Source organism: Lentibacillus halodurans (assembly GCF_900112045.1).
Lineage (GTDB): Bacteria > Bacillota > Bacilli > Bacillales > Amphibacillaceae > Lentibacillus > Lentibacillus halodurans.
The window spans coordinates 378,734-395,256 of sequence record NZ_FOJW01000001.1 but is presented as its reverse complement, the minus strand read 5'-3'; the positions used below and the strand labels follow the sequence as shown (position 1 = coordinate 395,256).

Here is a 16,523-nt window from a genome sequence, read left to right as displayed (position 1 = left end):
ATGCCCCGAGCGTTCTTGGACACATTTCGTATCGGCACTTGATACTAATAAATAATACTGCATGAGAGTCTTGGGAACTGAATAAGCAAGTTTCTGTCTGTTTTAAATTTCTTCTAATTAAAGAACAATCTAGCAGAGAAAATATAAAAGAACCTTACGCTATCAATTATCAATCACTAAAGAAAGATATGTATAGGCTCTCATATCATCTTTGTGACGCTCCGACGAAATTGAGAAATTGATTTATCATTTCGGTTATTGCAGCTTCCTTCCTTCTGCAGTAATGCCCACGATACGCCCACCCAAGATTGTAAATAAGATTTTGATACAACAGTAAAATAAAGGGCCGCCGATACGTCAAATGGTATCGAATGCCCTGTTTTTTAATGACGCGAACTATCAATTATGGCTGGGCTAAAGGACTGGTGTTTTCAATCATACGTCCGGGTAAAAGTCTAGTTTTTTAACGTTATGTAATCAGAGCCTTGTTCGTTCCAAGTTATCTAAAGTGTCAGTGAAAAGATCTTCATACTTCCGCCATAGCCTTTAGTCAATGTTGCGGTATAGGCCGATAACTTTGCCTAAAATGGTTACGTTCTGATAAATGAGCGGTTCCATGGTTGCATTTTCCGGCTGCAGCCGGATATGATCTTTTTCTTTAAAAAATCGTTTAACAGTGGCTTCATCCTCATCGGTCATGCCTACAACGATATCACCATTTTGTGCCGTGTTTTGCTGTTTAACGATGACCATATCGCCATCCAATATACCTGCTTCAATCATACTTTCACCTTCAATGACAAGTACAAACAGATTTTCATCAGTTCCTGTAACAGAGCCCGGCAATGGAACAAATTCTTCAATGTTTTCCACTGCGGTAATGGGGAGACCAGCTGTTACTTTTCCTATTACCGGTGCATATCGTGGCTCTTCCCGTGGTATATGGTTTTCTTCTGTTTGCTCCAGCACCTCTATCGCCCTTGGCTTTGTAGGATCTCGTCTGATGAATCCTTTACTTTCCAGTCTTGCCAGATGACCATGTACGGTTGAACTGGATGCAAGTCCGACGGCTACTGCAATTTCCCGGACTGATGGCGGATATCCTTTTTCATTTACCTGTTCCTTAATATAGTCAAGAATGGCATCCTGTCGTTTTGAGAGTTTTGTCATCTATTAAACACCTCGCACATAGTATTTATTAAAGCTAGTATATCACGGAAGATCAAAATAAACAAACATTCGTTCGAAAAACTGTTGACAGGATCATTTGTTCGTATATAATAATACATAGAGGCGAACAAAAGTTCCTGTTAAATGTTAGAAAGGACTGATTCATGATGTTTGAAAAAATGACGAAAACAGATCTATTCTATTTGGCAACTTTTGCAGCAGCATTGATATTTTTATATTTTTCTATGATTACAAGTGCATAATGTAAGGAGAATCTAACTTGAGAGCAATCATCTATTGCAGAGTCAGCACAGACAAAAAAACACAGGAAACGTCATTGCAGCGGCAGAAAGAAGAACTCATGGAGCTTGCACGAAGCTATGATTTTACGGTCATTGATTGCATAGAAGAACAGGAAAGCGGGTATGAAATAGACAGAGACGGTATTTTTCAAATGCTGGATTACTTTTCAGATCACAAGGCAGATTGTTTACTTATTCAGGATGAAACGAGACTGGGCCGTGGTAATACAAAGATTGCATTGTTTCATCAATTGCGGAAATTGAATGTCAGTATCTATACGGGGCTGCAGAACGGAGAACTGGAGCTGTCTGAGCCAGACTCCATGGTTCTCCAGATAGTCAGTATTGTAGAGGAATATCAGCGTCAAATCCATAATACGAAAATTAAGCGTGGTATGAGGAAAGCAGTGGAAAATGGATATGATCCGAGCAAAAATCTTACAAACCGCCACAAAGCACCCGGAAAAGAACGGAAAGCATTCCCTATCGAAGAAGTCGTTCGTTTAAAGCAAAATGATATGACATTCCGAGAAATTGCCAATACGCTTAATGGATTAGGTTATCCGGTTTCCAAAGCTACTGTACACCGCAGATATCAGGAATACCTCGAAACTTGAATATGAGCTTATGGGCGTGTAATATGAAAAGACAGGAACATTCATGTGTTCGTGTCTTTTAATGGTTTTCAGGAGGTTTTATGAATGATATCAAAAGATAAACTTGATCGGATAAATCAGCTGGCCAAAAAATCAAAAAATGAAGGATTGACAGAGGAAGAGAAAACCGAACAAAAGAAACTCAGAGAAGAATATTTGCAAAATGTACGCAAATCTTTTAAAAATCAATTTAAGTCAATGACTGTAAAGGATCCCGCGGGAAATGACGTCACACCCCAAAAAGTGCGCGATTTACAGAATAGAAATAAAAAACATTAGACAGATATGCTATGGCTTGTTCCAATAGCGGTTTCATTATAGAATTAGATAGTATAAGAATGCTAACAATGGAAAGGGGTATCGTTTTGTCAGAAACAATCGAACAATTATCCATTAACACAATCAGGACATTAGCCATCGATGCGGTGGAAAATGCAAATTCCGGTCATCCCGGACTGCCAATGGGTGCAGCACCAATGGCATACACGTTGTGGACAGATTTTATGACGCATAATCCGAATAACTCCAAATGGTTTAACCGGGATCGCTTTGTTTTGTCGGCCGGTCATGGATCCATGCTTTTATATGGTCTTTTGCATTTGTCAGGCTATGATGTCACCATTGATGATTTGAAGTCTTTCCGGCAATGGGATTCCAGAACACCAGGTCATCCGGAAGTGCATCACACTGATGGCGTCGAAGCAACTACAGGACCGCTTGGACAAGGAATTGCCATGTCAGTTGGAATGGCAATGGCTGAGGCTCATCTTGCAGCAGCATATAATCAAGCAGATATTTCGATTATCGATCATTATACGTATGCACTTGTGAGCGACGGTGATCTTATGGAAGGGGTCTCACACGAAGCAGCATCACTCGCAGGTCATTTAAAACTAGGTAAACTTATCGCGCTGTACGATTCCAACGATATTTCACTTGACGGGGAATTGAACCGTGCATTTTCGGATAATACCGAGGAGCGTTTTAAAGCTTATGGATGGCAAGTTATTCGAGTTGAGGACGGCAATGATTTGAATGAAATCCGGAATGCTGTTAAAAAAGCGAAGGAAAATACTGATCAGCCCACATTAATCGAGGTAAAAACCGTCATCGGCTATGGATCACCGAATAAATCGGCATCAGCAGCTTCACATGGTGCCCCGCTCGGTGAAGAAGAGGTAAAACTGACAAAAGAACAGTATACCTGGACACATGATGATTTCCATGTACCTGATGAAGTTTATGTTGATTTCAGGGAAAAAATCGCCAACGATGGTGCAAAAGCTGAGGATAACTGGAACAGTCTTTTCGAAAAATATAAAGAAAAATATCCCGAACTTGGTACTGAATTAGAACATGCCATTAAAGGTGAGCTACCGGTGAACTGGGACAAGGATCTGCCTGTTTATGATCCGCAAAATGATGCCAAAGCAACGCGTGCTTCATCCGGTGAAGTACTGAATGAAGTGTCAAAAGCTGTGCCATATCTTTTCGGCGGCAGCGCTGATTTGGCAGGTTCGAACAAAACGACGATTAAAAATGAGGAAGACTTCTCCCGTGATCATTATGCAGGTAAAAATATCTGGTTCGGGGTCCGTGAATTTGCCATGGCCGCCGCAGCAAATGGTATGGCATTGCATGGCGGAATAAAACCTTATGTTGGCACATTCTTTGTGTTCAGTGATTATCTGCGCCCGGCATTGCGGCTTTCGGCTATCATGAACAACCCTGTAACATATGTATTCACCCATGATTCGATTGCAGTTGGAGAAGATGGTCCGACACATGAACCAATCGAGCAGTTGCCTTCTCTTAGAGCCATACCGGGGCTTTCACTCATCAGGCCTGCAGACGGTAATGAAGTACAGGCTGCATGGAGACTTGCGCTGGAATCCCAGAATAAACCGACAGCACTGGTATTGACAAGACAGGGGCTCCCTATACTGGAAGGAACACAAGAAAATGCATATGAAGGCGTTAAAAAAGGTGCTTATGTGATCAGCAAAACGGACAAAGAAACACCGGACGCGCTTTTACTGGCATCCGGTTCAGAAGTTCAGCTGGCTGTAAAAGCACAAGAGGCACTGCTTGATAAAGGTATTGATGTTAACGTTGTCAGCATGCCGTCATGGGACCGTTTTAACGAACAGGACAGGACATATAAAAACCAGGTGCTTCCTCCGGATGTCAAGAAAAGATTAGCGATTGAAATGGCCTCTCCTTTCGGCTGGGAAAGATATACAGGTGACGAAGGTGATATCCTGGGAATAGACCGATTCGGTGCATCCGCCAAAGGGGACAAAGTAGTTGAAGAATATGGTTTTCACGTTGAAAATGTCGTCAAACATGTCGAAGCGTTATTAAAATAAGTATATTTGTCACATAGGTGACTTTCCGGTAAAGGAAAGTCACCTTTTCTTCACTTCGACAAAATTAGTACTTCTTTACTGCGCAGAGTGACAAACTTTTATATTAGAATCGGTATAATAGTAAGTAAAAGAGGAGGGATTTTGTTGAATCATTACTCTATTTACTGGATAAAGGAAGAATTTGCACACTTTTTCTATTATAGAAGTGACGTATTATACCGGTTTATAAAAAGTTACGACAGTCATCAAAACAGGGAGGATCTTTCCATGCAATTTAAATATATTACCATGGATATCCCCGAGAATCTGCTCATATCGCACATCATGAAGTACCATCCATCACATGTCACCACTGAATTGGAAGCTAATTCTTTGAAAATTTACGAAGACATGCGGTATATTTCTTTACATATAGAGGAAAAACGTATAAACTTTCGGGGTGACATCATACACGATGCTGAAGATTTGCTTTTCCCTGCCTTACGGTCATTTCAGCCGTATTTTTTCGTTGTAGGAGATCACCGATATGATTTTGGCTGGATTTCTCCGGTCAGCCTGGGAAAGAATAAGGACGAGACTGGACAAGTATTGTATTCTTATCTTTAGTTTACTATACTGTATGAGAGACAACATGAAGGAGGAAAGCTTTAATGGACGTAATTTGGGTTGTATTAATTGCAATTTTGGCATTAATTGCGGGGGTTGCGCTCGGATTTTTTATTGCCAGAAAATATATGATGAACTATTTAAAGAAAAACCCGCCAATTAATGAACAAATGCTGCGCACGCTGATGATGCAAATGGGGCAGAAACCGTCACAAAAGAAGATTAACCAGATGATGCGTCAGATGAACAATCAGCAGCAAGGAAAGTAATCGGAACTTATTTATTGAAACCTGAATTTTGTTAAAGCACCCCTGGTATGGAAGAATAACAGGGGGTTTTTTACGAACGCTGATATATATCATATATCAATCGGTACTCTCGTTGTCTGAAATCGGATTATAAGGACTTTTGACTGTTGGATTATTGTCAAAAACAGTTTCGGTTTTCCTTGTTTATTTTGGTAAAATGTACACAGGGATTTTAGTAGGAGGATTAAAATGTCAGAAGAAGTTAATGTCTTTATTGCGCTAGGAGCGGGATTCCTGTCGTTTATCTCTCCCTGTGTATTGCCACTGTATCCAGCATTTCTTTCGTATATTACCGGAATGAGTGTCAATGAATTAAAAAATGAAAATAAAATGCTGACAAGGAAAAGCTTATTACATACGGTTTTCTTCCTGCTTGGTTTTTCCATGGTATTTATTATGCTGGGATTCGGTTCATCCTTTGTTTCCGAATTTCTCAATACCAACCGGGAGATCATCAGACAGATTGGTGCTATTCTAATTGTTTTTTTCGGACTTGTCATTACGGGGATATTTAATTTTGAATTTCTCATGAAGGACAGAAAGATCACTTTTAAAAATCGCCCAGCTGGATTTTTTGGTTCCTTTATCATTGGCTTGGCATTTTCATTAGGATGGACACCTTGCATGGGGCCAATTTTGGTGATTGTCATTTCATTGGCAGCAACGAATCCGGATCTTGGTATGATCATGATGCTAAGTTATATATTAGGATTTTCCATTCCGTTTCTCACCTTATCATTTTTTATTGGAAAACTGTCCTGGATCAGACGCAATAGTGCCAGGATTGTCAAAATAGGCGGTTATATTATGATATTCATGGGAGTTGCCTTATATTTTGATTGGATGACTGACCTGACAGCATTTTTAGCAGGATTATTTGGATTCACTGGATTTTAAAATTTTGTAACAACTGGATTTTTTAATCGTTTTATAATAGACTCAATTTAAATATGGCACAAACATGGAAAAGGGGCATCAACTGAAATGTATAAACCGAATGATCTTATTTTGCGCACGACAACATCGTTAATCGCTTTCATCTTATTGGGTTTTTCGATTTATTTACTGTTTGCGGGCCATAATTCACCTGGCGGGGGATTTATTGGCGGGTTAATGACATCAGCAGCAATTGTGCTCATGTATATGGCTTACGGTGCAGCAGTGCTGGAGAAGGTTTTGCCGATCAATTATCGTACGATGATTCCAATTGGATTGCTGCTTGCGGCAGGAACTGGAGTAGGAGCTTTCCTGTTTCAACAGCCTTTTTTATCGCATACATTTGATTATTTTTATTTCCCGATTTTGGGTGAGCTGGAGCTTGCTACTGCGATGTTATTTGACCTTGGCGTCTACCTTACAGTTCTCGGGGTTACCATTACCATTATTTTGTCGATTGCAGAGGATCGATAATGGTTTTAGGGGGATTCGCTATGGCGAGAATACTTGCAGTTGATGATACAAATTTTATGCTGGTGACACTTAGTACAATATTCAAAAAGACAAAACATGAGTTGTCGCCGCTTTAGATTGTTGGGAAAGAGTTGGTGAATAATGTTTTGGCTAGCGACAAGTACCACCGTTGCAGCTCTTATGGCTGTAACGATGATATTCATTAGGTTAAAGGCATCTAAAAAACCGGCATCTGTAAAAAAAATTATCTTGCCCCCATTATTTATGAGTACAGGTGCCCTTATGTTTTTGTTTCCTGTATTTCGGGTTAATTTACTTCAAGTATTCGAAGCTGTTTTGGTTGGCATCATTTTTTCTGTATTTCTGATTAAAACATCCAAGTTTGAAATAAAAGACAGATATATATATTTAATTCCATCAAAATCATTTATTTTTATTTTATTTGGATTATTATTGGTTAGGATTATGATTAAGCTGTCTATAGGGGCAACGATTTCTTTTGGAGAAATGAGTGGAATGTTTTTTCTGTTGGCATTTGGCATGATTGTATCATGGCGGCTGGCAATGCTTTATAAATTTAAAAAGCTGGAAAAGAAACTTGAATACCCTGAACCATAACAATGCGCTTGTACATATGTATGAGCGCATTGTTATGATTGGTCAAATAAATGTTCATATGGTGTCATATCAATTTTTCGCTGATTCAGTTTTTTGCGCAAAAATTTATGATCCCGTTTTGGTGTGGCCAATATATAACCTTCAATAAGCACTTCTTCCGTAATGGTCTTTTGTTTTTTTTGCAGTGCAACTTCGCCGATTTTACTTGCTATTTTTTGTTTGGCAACATCCCGAAACAGTTCAGGAACAGGAGAGACAAGGTCTTCAAGGATTTCTTTTTCTTCCTCTTGCCACATATGCTTTGTTTTTTCCATATAATATTCTTCCCAATCCATTTTGGAGTTGCCGTCTTCTTTCGGTAATTTTTTCAGGAACTTGCGGAACATGAAAAATCCGCCAATCCCCATAAGGGTAATCAGCAAAAATCCCCACAAAATAATCAGAATGTCATCAAAAACAGACATATTATCACCTATTTTGCTAATATAGTATAAATTATAACAATATTTTCCTTTAACTTTTTATTTTTATAGGCTATTATAGTACCATACCAGTACACATATATCATCAATATAAGTCTGTGCACGTTCTTTTTACATTGACTAGGAACTGTACTATAATTTACCACAATTATACGAGATTGTGACATACATAATAGTAGCATATTTCCTTTTAATTTGTCATATGAATGACTGACGGGAAAATTAATCAGGTAAGGAGGGTTAAGGATGATCGACAAATCTAGAAAGGAATCAGCGGAAATGAATGAAAATGAACAGCATAATGCAGCAACGTCAAATGATTATGAGTTTGATAATTTGGCTTCGTTACCTTCCCCGATTCTTCGATGGATAGATCGGAATATGAATGGATTCATTACGTTATGGGACCAAAATGGAGCCATCATTTATATTTCGAACACGGCAGAACAGCTGCTTGGATATCCTGCAGCAGCATTTATCGGCACAAAATGGTTTGAATGGATTTCCCCGGAAGATATCTCATATATCCAAAAGAACTTGGATATCACCCAAAATAGAAAACAAGTTTTGAACATTAACATTCAGGATGTATATGGTAAAAGTATATGGACAGAGAATCAAATAACTGCCATTCAGGATGCAAACGGCAATCATTATTATATCTCAGCCACAAAAGATATCACAGATAAAAAAGAGGCTGAAGAAATGATGATCCGATCCGAAAAAATGTCGGTTGCAGGTCAGCTTGCGGCGGGAATTGCACATGAAATCCGGAATCCCCTTACATCGATAAAGGGCTTTTTGCAGCTGCTGCAGGCGGGTGTGAACAGGGAAGATGAATACTATAAAATAATGGTTGATGAGATTGAGAAAATGGAAACCATTACCTCGGAGTTATTATTTGTTTCAAAACCGATGACAGATCATAAGGAATTGGAAAATTTACCAGAATTGATTGATGATGTTGTTACACTGTTAAATCCACAAGCCGGATTAAAAAATATCGAGATTTTGTGGAAGCAGGAATCAAATCAGAATGTGAAATGTGACCGCTCCCAAATTAAGCAGGTCTTTATTAATATATTGAAAAATGCTATTGAGGCAATGGAGAAACCCGGGTACATAAAAGTGAACGATTATATACATCATAACGAAATTTTAATCGATATCATTGATGAAGGACCGGGAATACCCGAAGAAGTGATACATAAGCTCGGGGAGCCCTTTTTTACAACGAAACAAAATGGTACAGGTCCTGGTCTGATGATTACCAGGCAAATTCTGGAGCGCCATGGCGGGCGACTTGAGATTCTGCAAAATGAAGATACCGGAAGTACATTCAGAGTTATTTTGCCTAAACCGTAATGATAGGTTCAATTATATATGGAATCATTTGATAAAAATTTCTTATCACTTTTAATAATTTATCCATATATAGCATTCACCAGGAAACGATTGTTTTATAGAATTATTTCATATAAGATATATTCGTAGACAATTTTTGTCAAAACTGATGTGCTGTTTGACAAAAAGGTGATAAGGGAGGAGTACAGCTTTTATGGGAATTGATGCGAAAAAAAAGTTTGATTTGAATGGCAAAACGTATAACTTTTACCAATTAAAAGCAATTGAAAATGCCAACTTAGGGAAAATTTCCCGGCTGCCTTTTTCTGTTCGTGTTCTGCTGGAATCACTCATACGCCAGCAGGATGGTCACGTCATAAAGGATGAACATGTGGAGGGTCTGTCCAAATGGGGAAAAAATGATGCAAACCATGTTGATGTACCTTTCAAGCCATCCCGGGTCATTCTTCAGGATTTCACTGGAGTACCAGCTGTCGTTGATCTTGCGTCATTAAGAAAAGCGATGGTCGATATGGGCGGAGAACCGGATAAAATTAATCCGGAAGTACCGGTTGACTTGGTTATTGACCACTCAGTACAGGTGGATCAGTATGGCACAGCAAATGCGCTAAAAGCAAACATGGAGCTTGAATTTGAACGGAATATGGAGCGTTATGAATTTTTGCATTGGGCACAGAAAGCATTTGAAAATTATCGTGCCGTACCGCCTGCAACAGGAATTGTACACCAGGTAAACCTGGAATATATCGCGAATGTTGTTCATGGCATCGAAAATGAAGACGGCACATATGACGCATTTCCGGATACGTTGGTTGGTACAGACTCACATACAACGATGATTAATGGATTAGGCGTTCTTGGCTGGGGTGTTGGCGGCATTGAAGCTGAAGCAGGCATGCTTGGCCAGCCATCCTATTTCCCTGCACCGGAAGTGATTGGTGTTAAATTTACCGGCAGCTTCCCGCAAGGAACGACCGCAACAGATCTGGCACTAAAAGTGACACAGGTTCTGCGTGAGAAAAATGTTGTCGGAAAGTTTGTGGAGTATTTTGGACCTGGACTGAAAGATATGCCGCTTGCCGACCGTGCCACTATTTCCAACATGGCGCCTGAATATGGTGCAACGTGCGGTTTCTTCCCTGTTGATGAAGAAGCGTTAAATTATCTTCGTCTGACCGGTCGCAATGAAGAACAGATTGCACTAGTGGAAAAGTATTGTAAAGAAAATGATCTCTGGTATTCAGCCGATCAGGAAGACCCTGAATATACCGAGCTTGTGGAGATCAATTTATCGGAACTTGAGCCAAACTTGTCAGGACCAAAACGTCCACAGGATTTAATAGCCTTGTCCGATATGAAACATGAATTCAATAAGGCCATCACAGCGCCATCCGGCAATCAGGGTTTCGGAATGGATGAATCCGAGTTTGACAAGGAAGCGACGGTCGAACATCCAAATGGTGAAACCTCTGTCATGAAAACAGGTGCACTTGCGATTGCTGCGATTACATCCTGTACCAATACGTCCAATCCATATGTAATGCTTGGTGCTGGACTGCTTGCGAAAAAAGCTGTGGAAAAAGGGTTGAAAGTACCAGAATATGTTAAAACTTCGCTTGCACCGGGATCGAAAGTCGTTACACGTTATCTGGACGATTCCGGTCTCCAGGACTACCTGAACCAGCTTGGCTTCAACCTTGTCGGCTACGGTTGTACGACATGTATCGGAAATTCCGGGCCATTAAGACCTGAAATTGAAAAGGCGATTGAGGAAAGTGATTTAACCGTTTCTTCAGTATTGTCAGGTAACCGTAACTTTGAAGGCCGTATTCACCCGCTGGTTAAAGCGAATTATTTGGCATCACCTCCATTGGTTGTGGCATATGCCTTAGCGGGAACTGTGGATATCGATTTGACAAAAGAAATGCTTGGGACCGATGCAGATGGCGAGCCAATTTATCTGGAAGACATATGGCCATCAATGGACGAAATTAAAAACTCTGTCCAAAGCGTAGTAAAACCGGAGATTTTCCGTAAAGAGTATGAAAGTGTATTCAATTCCAATGAAAAATGGAATGAAATCAAAACAACTGACGAACCTTTATTCGAATGGGACAGTGAATCGACTTATATTCAAAATCCGCCATTTTTTGAAGGATTGTCAAAAGATGCAGGAACAGTTGATCCATTGAACAATCTGCGTGTCATCGGCAAATTTGGCGACTCGGTAACAACCGACCATATTTCTCCTGCAGGCGCAATTGCCAAAGATATGCCAGCTGGCCAGTATCTGCAGGAAAAAGGTGTATCACCGCGAAACTTTAACTCATATGGATCTCGCCGGGGTAACCATGAAGTAATGATGCGTGGTACATTTGCCAATATCCGAATCCGTAACTTGCTGGCACAGGGCAAAGAGGGCGGTTATACCACATATTGGCCAACTGGTGAACTCATGCCGTTTTACGATGCAGCCATGAAATATCAGGAAAATGATACCGGATTGCTCGTTATTGGTGGTAAAGATTACGGAATGGGCTCATCACGTGACTGGGCAGCGAAAGGGACAAACTTGCTCGGCATCAAGACAGTCATTGCGGAAAGCTTCGAACGGATTCACCGTTCCAACCTTGTTATGATGGGTGTACTGCCATTACAGTTTGAACAAGGTGAGAGTGCCGATAAGCTAGGTTTAACAGGTGAAGAAACATACCATGTTGAAATTGATGAAAATGTTAAACCGCATGACCGTGTTAAAGTCACAGCTGTTGATGAAGAAGGCAATAAAATAGAGTTTAACGTTATCGCACGGTTTGATAGTGATGTTGAAGTTGATTACTATCGTCATGGTGGGATTCTGCAAATGGTATTGCGCAATAAACTGAATTCCGCAAATCGTATTCCGCAATAGGTTATAAAATAGGCCAATGCATCGTTTTTTCGGTGCATTGGCTTTTTTATGCCATCCGCATGTAACGGCATTAATTCCCTGAAATAAGTCGAAACTGCTGAGATGTAATACCAAAGGACGCGTTTATTTGAATATTTTTTAACAATAATTTGTTAAGCTTTACATACACATATAATATCACTACGATTAAATTATCATAATCACAGAATAAGGGGATCTGTCATGGTTAAACGAGTGCTTGGAATAACTCTGCTTGTATTTATGGTTAGTGTGGCAGTTATCAGTTTTATGGATACAGAGGAAAATGCAAAGGATCCTGATGAAGATACCCCGGAAGGTGCAGGAATTGTCCCTCCAGGAGAAACAGGAATTGAAGAAGGAAAGCATGCCCCGGATTTTGAAGTGGAAACACTTTCAGGTGATACATTTCGATTATCCGATTTACGCGGGCAAAAAGTCATTTTGAATTTTTGGGCATCCTGGTGCGGGCCATGCAAAGAAGAGATGCCTGAAATGCAGCAATTTTATAATGAATATGGAGACCAGGTGGAAGTCGTCGCTGTTAACTTGACCGGAAATGATACAAGCATTGAAGCCGTGCGGGAATATATTGATAAACACGACTATACGTACACTGTTCCGTTGGATAAAAATTCCGAAATACAGGATCAATACTCCATTTATAACATCCCCACCACTTATTTTATCGGAACGGACGGTAAAATCCAGGAACCGCCAAAATTCGGACCAATGAATTACGATTATATGGTGGACATGCTGAACAAATTAACCTAAAACTTGATAAAGTGAAACTTCATTCAGTGTGGTGCTTTTCCCCCGCTTATGGAGGAACAAAGACTAAAACCCAACGTGCTCGAAAAAGAAAAGCACTTTTTCTTCGTGCGTAGTCCAGAGGAAGCTTTCCTTGTCATGTTGCAACGCCTTTGTGACCTGCATCGTGCAGGCGCCTGGATAAATTTTCAAAGAAATGGTAATACTATTCCTAAAATTGGTTGTTTATTCAAAAATCTTTCGGAACAACCGTAAAAAGGAGTTGATTACGATTTCTTTAAAGAAAAGGCTCTCGTTTGATGAACTTGTACAGGAAAACCGGAAACAAATTTTGCAAGATGAGTCACTTTTAGAAAGAATTGAACAGAATTTGGAAACTAAAATGCACCAATCTTTAGATAAAAAGCGTGCAGAATAAGAACAGCCTTGTCCGTTGGTTAATATCGACCAATTAGGACGGGCTTTTTTCATTTGTATATTATCCGTATTTCAGCAAAAAATTTAAGAAGACACACCTTTCAAAGGTGAAAAAAATTACAAAGGAGAATTGAAAGTGACTGACAAATATCCTTACGAGCCTAAACCGGATGACCGCAGCGACAATGTTGAGAAACTGCAGGGTATGGTACAGGATACCATTCAAAATATCGAAAAAGCACATGACACGATGAAGCATAGTTCAGGCGAAGAAAAAGAAAAGATCAAGGAAAAAAATAAACGCCGTGAAGAAGCGATCGAAGGCATGCGGCAGGAAATTAAAGATGAAGCAAAACAATAGCACTAACCTCAAACCATTGCCCAATGGTTTGAGGTTTTGCGTGTGTCCAGTGCAAATTTTCATATTTTATAAAGATATATGATAAAATACGTTATATACAAACTAATATAGGGGGAAGCAGGATTGCATAGGACAAAAACACCAATTGAAGTAAGATACCAGGAAACAGACCAAATGGGGGTTGTTTACCACGCCAATTATCTGGTCTGGTTTGAAATCGGCCGGACAAAATATATTGAAAGTCTTGGTTTTACATATACCGACATGGAAAAGAATAATATTGTCTCTCCAGTGACTGATGCCCAAATAAACTTTAAAAAACCTGTTCACTATGGTGAGAAAGCAGCAGTTGAAACGTGGATTGAACAGTATGATGGTATACGGACGGTTTACGGTTATCACATCCTCAAGGAAGGCGCCGAGGTAGCGGTGAGCGGAACAACGACACATGTGATTGTTCACAAAGACTCGTTTCGCCCATTATCATTACGTAAAGTATATCCTGAATGGCATCAGACATATTTACGGCAAGTGAATGGAGAATCCTAATGGCTTTTGGAATAGACCGGCACGAGTTAAAGAGATGGAAGACAGAAGTTGAAAATGGGCACATAAGTTTTTTAACCCATTATTGGATCGATGAACGGTTTCCAGGATGTGATACGGTAACGAAGGTTGGATGCAGCAACCTGAAAAAGTTAACCGCCTGGGGGGCGAAGTATAACTTAAAACCGATATGGATTCATATGGATCAACATCATCCACACTTTGACCTGTTCGGCGAAAAGCAAGCAAGAATATTAAGGATGGAGAAGCAGTGGGACCAAATTAATAAATTCAAATTATAAATAACGTTCGCAGGAAATAGTGAAAAAAAGGGGCGTTGATCAACGCCTCTTAACTGTAAATAAACACTGGTTCCTGTTTCCGTTCATTTAATTGGATCGTTAAATCTTTCCCATCGAAATACCATGCATCTTTACTTTCAATGAAAAACGTAATGCCTTCCACACTGTTTGAAGCATATATATCAACCGGAGTATCCTGAGCGACTGCTAATGTGAAACCAGGTATCTGTCCTCCAAATCCATACCTGACAAAAAACCGGAGACAGGACTGATCATCCGCCTCAAATTCTTCTTTATACCATTTTGCAGCCTTATTCGTTATGCGCAAATTCAAATTAATCACTCCTTGGATGGATACGGTTATTTTGCCGTTTTTCCGGTACTAAATCGACACCACCTGAGTGAAAAGGATGGCATTTACTGATTCGCCTTAAAGTCAAAAATCCGCCTTTAAAGAAGCCGAACCTTCGAATAGCCTCTAATCCATATTCCGAACATGTCGGAAAAAATCTGCAAGTCGGCGGTTTAAATGGGCTGATCGTTCTCCGGTAAAATTTTATTAACCCGATCAACAGATATTTCATAGCCATTTATCCTTCCTGAGACTCATCATCTTCCAACTTATCATATGTTATCGATGCTATGGCATCATGCATGTGAATGGATTCTTCGTTACGGCACTGAACCTGAAATCTGGTGACAAACGGCATTTCATATAAATCAGCTGCAACAAGTCGTGCCAGATCTTCAACAAAGCGAGGATTTTCATATGCTTGTTCGGTGACCATTTTTTCATCTGGCCGTTTCAATACGGGATGCAATCTGGCGCTGGCATTGCTTTCCGCCGCTTCAAGCAATAATTCCTTCCAGTCCATTGTCTCCTCATCAAAACCCTCTGTCAATGATACAGTCATAGTAACTTCCCCCCGTTGGTTATGGGCACTGTATTCACTGATTTCTTTAGAGCATGGGCAAAGAGTCGTAATCAATGATGACATAGAGGCTTCGATGGAACATCCTGCTGATGTGTCATAGTTTACACGAATGGTGATGTCTGCATGATTCATGCCTGACAGATCTGATTGAGGTCCCCGGCGCTCATAAAACCACGGATAACTCACCTTGATTTCGGCATCTTTTTGGTCTAAGCGTTCTGCCAGATCTTTTGCGAACCTTTTTAGTGTTTTTAAGTTAATGACAAAACCTTTTTGATGAAATGCCTGAAGCTGTTCTGTAAAACGGCTCATATTTGTGCCTTTACTGGATTTATCGATACTGGATGAAAATTCAAATGTTCCGACGGTCGTTTGTGTTTTTGGTTCCAGATTGCTTGCGACGGTGATCGGATGCTTTACATTGGCAATTCCTACTGCATCGAGATCAAACAAGAAGTCTTCTCTTGTATTTTGTAAATCAGCCATTTTGCTTTTTTCACGTGGTTTTGTTCTGGGACCGGGCTCGACAGAACCAAATAGTTTATGACGTTGGGCTTTGTCCGGTAACTGTTTCTTTGAGATTGTCCTAACTTTATCCATAACGATCTGTGACCCCTTCCAATTTGTAACTGTTACGTCAATAGAGGTTGTTCAAAAGTCCGATGGAAATGATACCTCGTTTGAGAATCTTCTGTTAAAATCGCTCACGTCCTGTGGGCATAGCAGAAGTTACCACATCCTTTGGAAATCCGCTATCCTAACTTCTTGATCCTTTCCATCATCCATTTTGAACACATACCATTAGTATACTAAAAGGTAAAATAAAGATTCAATTTATCGGCTTGATCGGATATAATTGGCAGTAAAATCCCCGTTATTTCAGTGGGGGAAAAAGCGCCCCACTGAATGGAGTTTCACTTTATCCCGCATATAACGGGGAGTAATCCCCCCGCAAACGGGGGCAAACTCCCCA

At 40.0% G+C, this 16,523-nt stretch carries 20 protein-coding genes; 15 read left to right on the top strand and 5 right to left on the bottom strand.

Annotated features, from left to right (window positions below; genetic code table 11):
- Nucleotides 1-546: 546 nt before the first annotated feature.
- Nucleotides 547-1,170, bottom strand: a complete 624-nt coding sequence (gene lexA, locus BM195_RS02090) for a transcriptional repressor LexA (protein ID WP_090232832.1) — start codon at nt 1,168-1,170, stop codon at nt 547-549.
- A gap of 280 nt (nt 1,171-1,450) precedes the next feature.
- On the opposite strand from lexA, the gene BM195_RS02085 reads away from it, so the two are divergent.
- From BM195_RS02085 to BM195_RS02050, 8 genes are all read left to right on the top strand, one after another.
- The gene (locus BM195_RS02085; RefSeq protein ID WP_090232829.1) at nt 1,451-2,089 is read left to right on the top strand and encodes a YneB family resolvase-like protein; all 639 of its coding nucleotides are present in this window, start codon (nt 1,451-1,453) and stop codon (nt 2,087-2,089) included.
- 84 nt (nt 2,090-2,173) lie between these two features.
- On the top strand, nt 2,174-2,407 hold the full coding sequence (locus tag BM195_RS02080) for a DUF896 domain-containing protein (protein WP_090232826.1): 234 nt from the start codon (nt 2,174-2,176) through the stop codon (nt 2,405-2,407).
- An 86-nt stretch (nt 2,408-2,493) separates the two neighbouring features.
- Nucleotides 2,494-4,497, top strand: a complete 2,004-nt coding sequence (gene tkt / locus BM195_RS02075) for a transketolase (RefSeq protein ID WP_090232824.1) — start codon at nt 2,494-2,496, stop codon at nt 4,495-4,497.
- Between the two features lie 144 nt (nt 4,498-4,641).
- The gene (sirA, locus tag BM195_RS02070) at nt 4,642-5,103 is read left to right on the top strand and encodes a sporulation inhibitor of replication protein SirA (RefSeq protein ID WP_170848119.1); all 462 of its coding nucleotides are present in this window, start codon (nt 4,642-4,644) and stop codon (nt 5,101-5,103) included.
- Between the two features lie 44 nt (nt 5,104-5,147).
- Nucleotides 5,148-5,372 (top strand): YneF family protein, encoded by a 225-nt coding sequence (locus BM195_RS02065; protein ID WP_090232820.1) that lies wholly within the window; start codon nt 5,148-5,150, stop codon nt 5,370-5,372.
- 228 nt (nt 5,373-5,600) lie between these two features.
- Nucleotides 5,601-6,308, top strand: coding sequence for a cytochrome c biogenesis CcdA family protein (locus tag BM195_RS02060; RefSeq protein WP_090232817.1), 708 nt, complete (start codon nt 5,601-5,603; stop codon nt 6,306-6,308).
- Between the two features lie 87 nt (nt 6,309-6,395).
- The gene (locus BM195_RS02055; RefSeq protein ID WP_090232814.1) at nt 6,396-6,821 is read left to right on the top strand and encodes a Na(+)/H(+) antiporter subunit B; all 426 of its coding nucleotides are present in this window, start codon (nt 6,396-6,398) and stop codon (nt 6,819-6,821) included.
- A gap of 141 nt (nt 6,822-6,962) precedes the next feature.
- Entirely contained in the window at nt 6,963-7,439 is a 477-nt protein-coding gene (locus BM195_RS02050) for a CcdC family protein (protein ID WP_090232812.1), read from the top strand.
- A gap of 32 nt (nt 7,440-7,471) precedes the next feature.
- On the opposite strand, the gene BM195_RS02045 is transcribed toward BM195_RS02050, so the two are convergent.
- Nucleotides 7,472-7,903: a DUF2621 family protein gene (locus BM195_RS02045; protein WP_090232809.1), complete on the bottom strand. Its 432-nt coding sequence runs from the start codon at nt 7,901-7,903 to the stop codon at nt 7,472-7,474.
- A 264-nt stretch (nt 7,904-8,167) separates the two neighbouring features.
- On the opposite strand from BM195_RS02045, the gene BM195_RS02040 reads away from it, so the two are divergent.
- The 7 genes from BM195_RS02040 to BM195_RS02010 all read left to right on the top strand — a co-directional run bounded on the left by BM195_RS02040 (nt 8,168) and on the right by BM195_RS02010 (nt 14,615).
- Entirely contained in the window at nt 8,168-9,286 is a 1,119-nt protein-coding gene (locus BM195_RS02040) for an ATP-binding protein (RefSeq protein WP_244535642.1), read from the top strand.
- 193 nt (nt 9,287-9,479) lie between these two features.
- Complete coding sequence (gene acnA / locus BM195_RS02035; protein ID WP_090232807.1) at nt 9,480-12,197, top strand: aconitate hydratase AcnA; 2,718 nt, start codon at nt 9,480-9,482, stop codon at nt 12,195-12,197.
- Between the two features lie 222 nt (nt 12,198-12,419).
- Nucleotides 12,420-12,992: a TlpA family protein disulfide reductase gene (locus BM195_RS02030; protein ID WP_244535641.1), complete on the top strand. Its 573-nt coding sequence runs from the start codon at nt 12,420-12,422 to the stop codon at nt 12,990-12,992.
- 193 nt (nt 12,993-13,185) lie between these two features.
- On the top strand, nt 13,186-13,407 hold the full coding sequence (locus BM195_RS18770) for an FbpB family small basic protein (protein WP_139223963.1): 222 nt from the start codon (nt 13,186-13,188) through the stop codon (nt 13,405-13,407).
- A gap of 135 nt (nt 13,408-13,542) precedes the next feature.
- Nucleotides 13,543-13,767 (top strand): small acid-soluble spore protein Tlp, encoded by a 225-nt coding sequence (gene tlp, locus BM195_RS02020; RefSeq protein ID WP_090232805.1) that lies wholly within the window; start codon nt 13,543-13,545, stop codon nt 13,765-13,767.
- A 123-nt stretch (nt 13,768-13,890) separates the two neighbouring features.
- Nucleotides 13,891-14,316: an acyl-CoA thioesterase gene (locus BM195_RS02015; RefSeq protein ID WP_090232803.1), complete on the top strand. Its 426-nt coding sequence runs from the start codon at nt 13,891-13,893 to the stop codon at nt 14,314-14,316.
- On the top strand, nt 14,316-14,615 hold the full coding sequence (locus tag BM195_RS02010) for a hypothetical protein (protein WP_090232800.1): 300 nt from the start codon (nt 14,316-14,318) through the stop codon (nt 14,613-14,615). The genes BM195_RS02015 and BM195_RS02010 overlap by 1 nt, the downstream gene beginning before the upstream one ends.
- 49 nt (nt 14,616-14,664) lie before the next feature.
- Here BM195_RS02010 and BM195_RS02005 read toward each other — a convergent pair whose 3' ends face one another.
- The 3 genes from BM195_RS02005 to folE2 are packed head-to-tail and all read right to left on the bottom strand — an operon-like array spanning nt 14,665 to nt 16,150.
- The gene (locus BM195_RS02005; RefSeq protein ID WP_090232797.1) at nt 14,665-14,949 is read right to left on the bottom strand and encodes a HesB/YadR/YfhF family protein; all 285 of its coding nucleotides are present in this window, start codon (nt 14,947-14,949) and stop codon (nt 14,665-14,667) included.
- Nucleotide 14,950: 1 nt separating this feature from the next.
- Nucleotides 14,951-15,199, bottom strand: a complete 249-nt coding sequence (yidD, locus tag BM195_RS02000; RefSeq protein ID WP_090233191.1) for a membrane protein insertion efficiency factor YidD — start codon at nt 15,197-15,199, stop codon at nt 14,951-14,953.
- Nucleotides 15,200-15,205: 6 nt separating this feature from the next.
- Nucleotides 15,206-16,150 carry a GTP cyclohydrolase FolE2 gene (gene folE2, locus BM195_RS01995; protein WP_090232794.1) on the bottom strand — a complete coding sequence of 315 codons (945 nt, stop codon included), beginning with the start codon at nt 16,148-16,150 and terminating at the stop codon, nt 15,206-15,208.
- Nucleotides 16,151-16,523 lie beyond the last annotated feature (373 nt).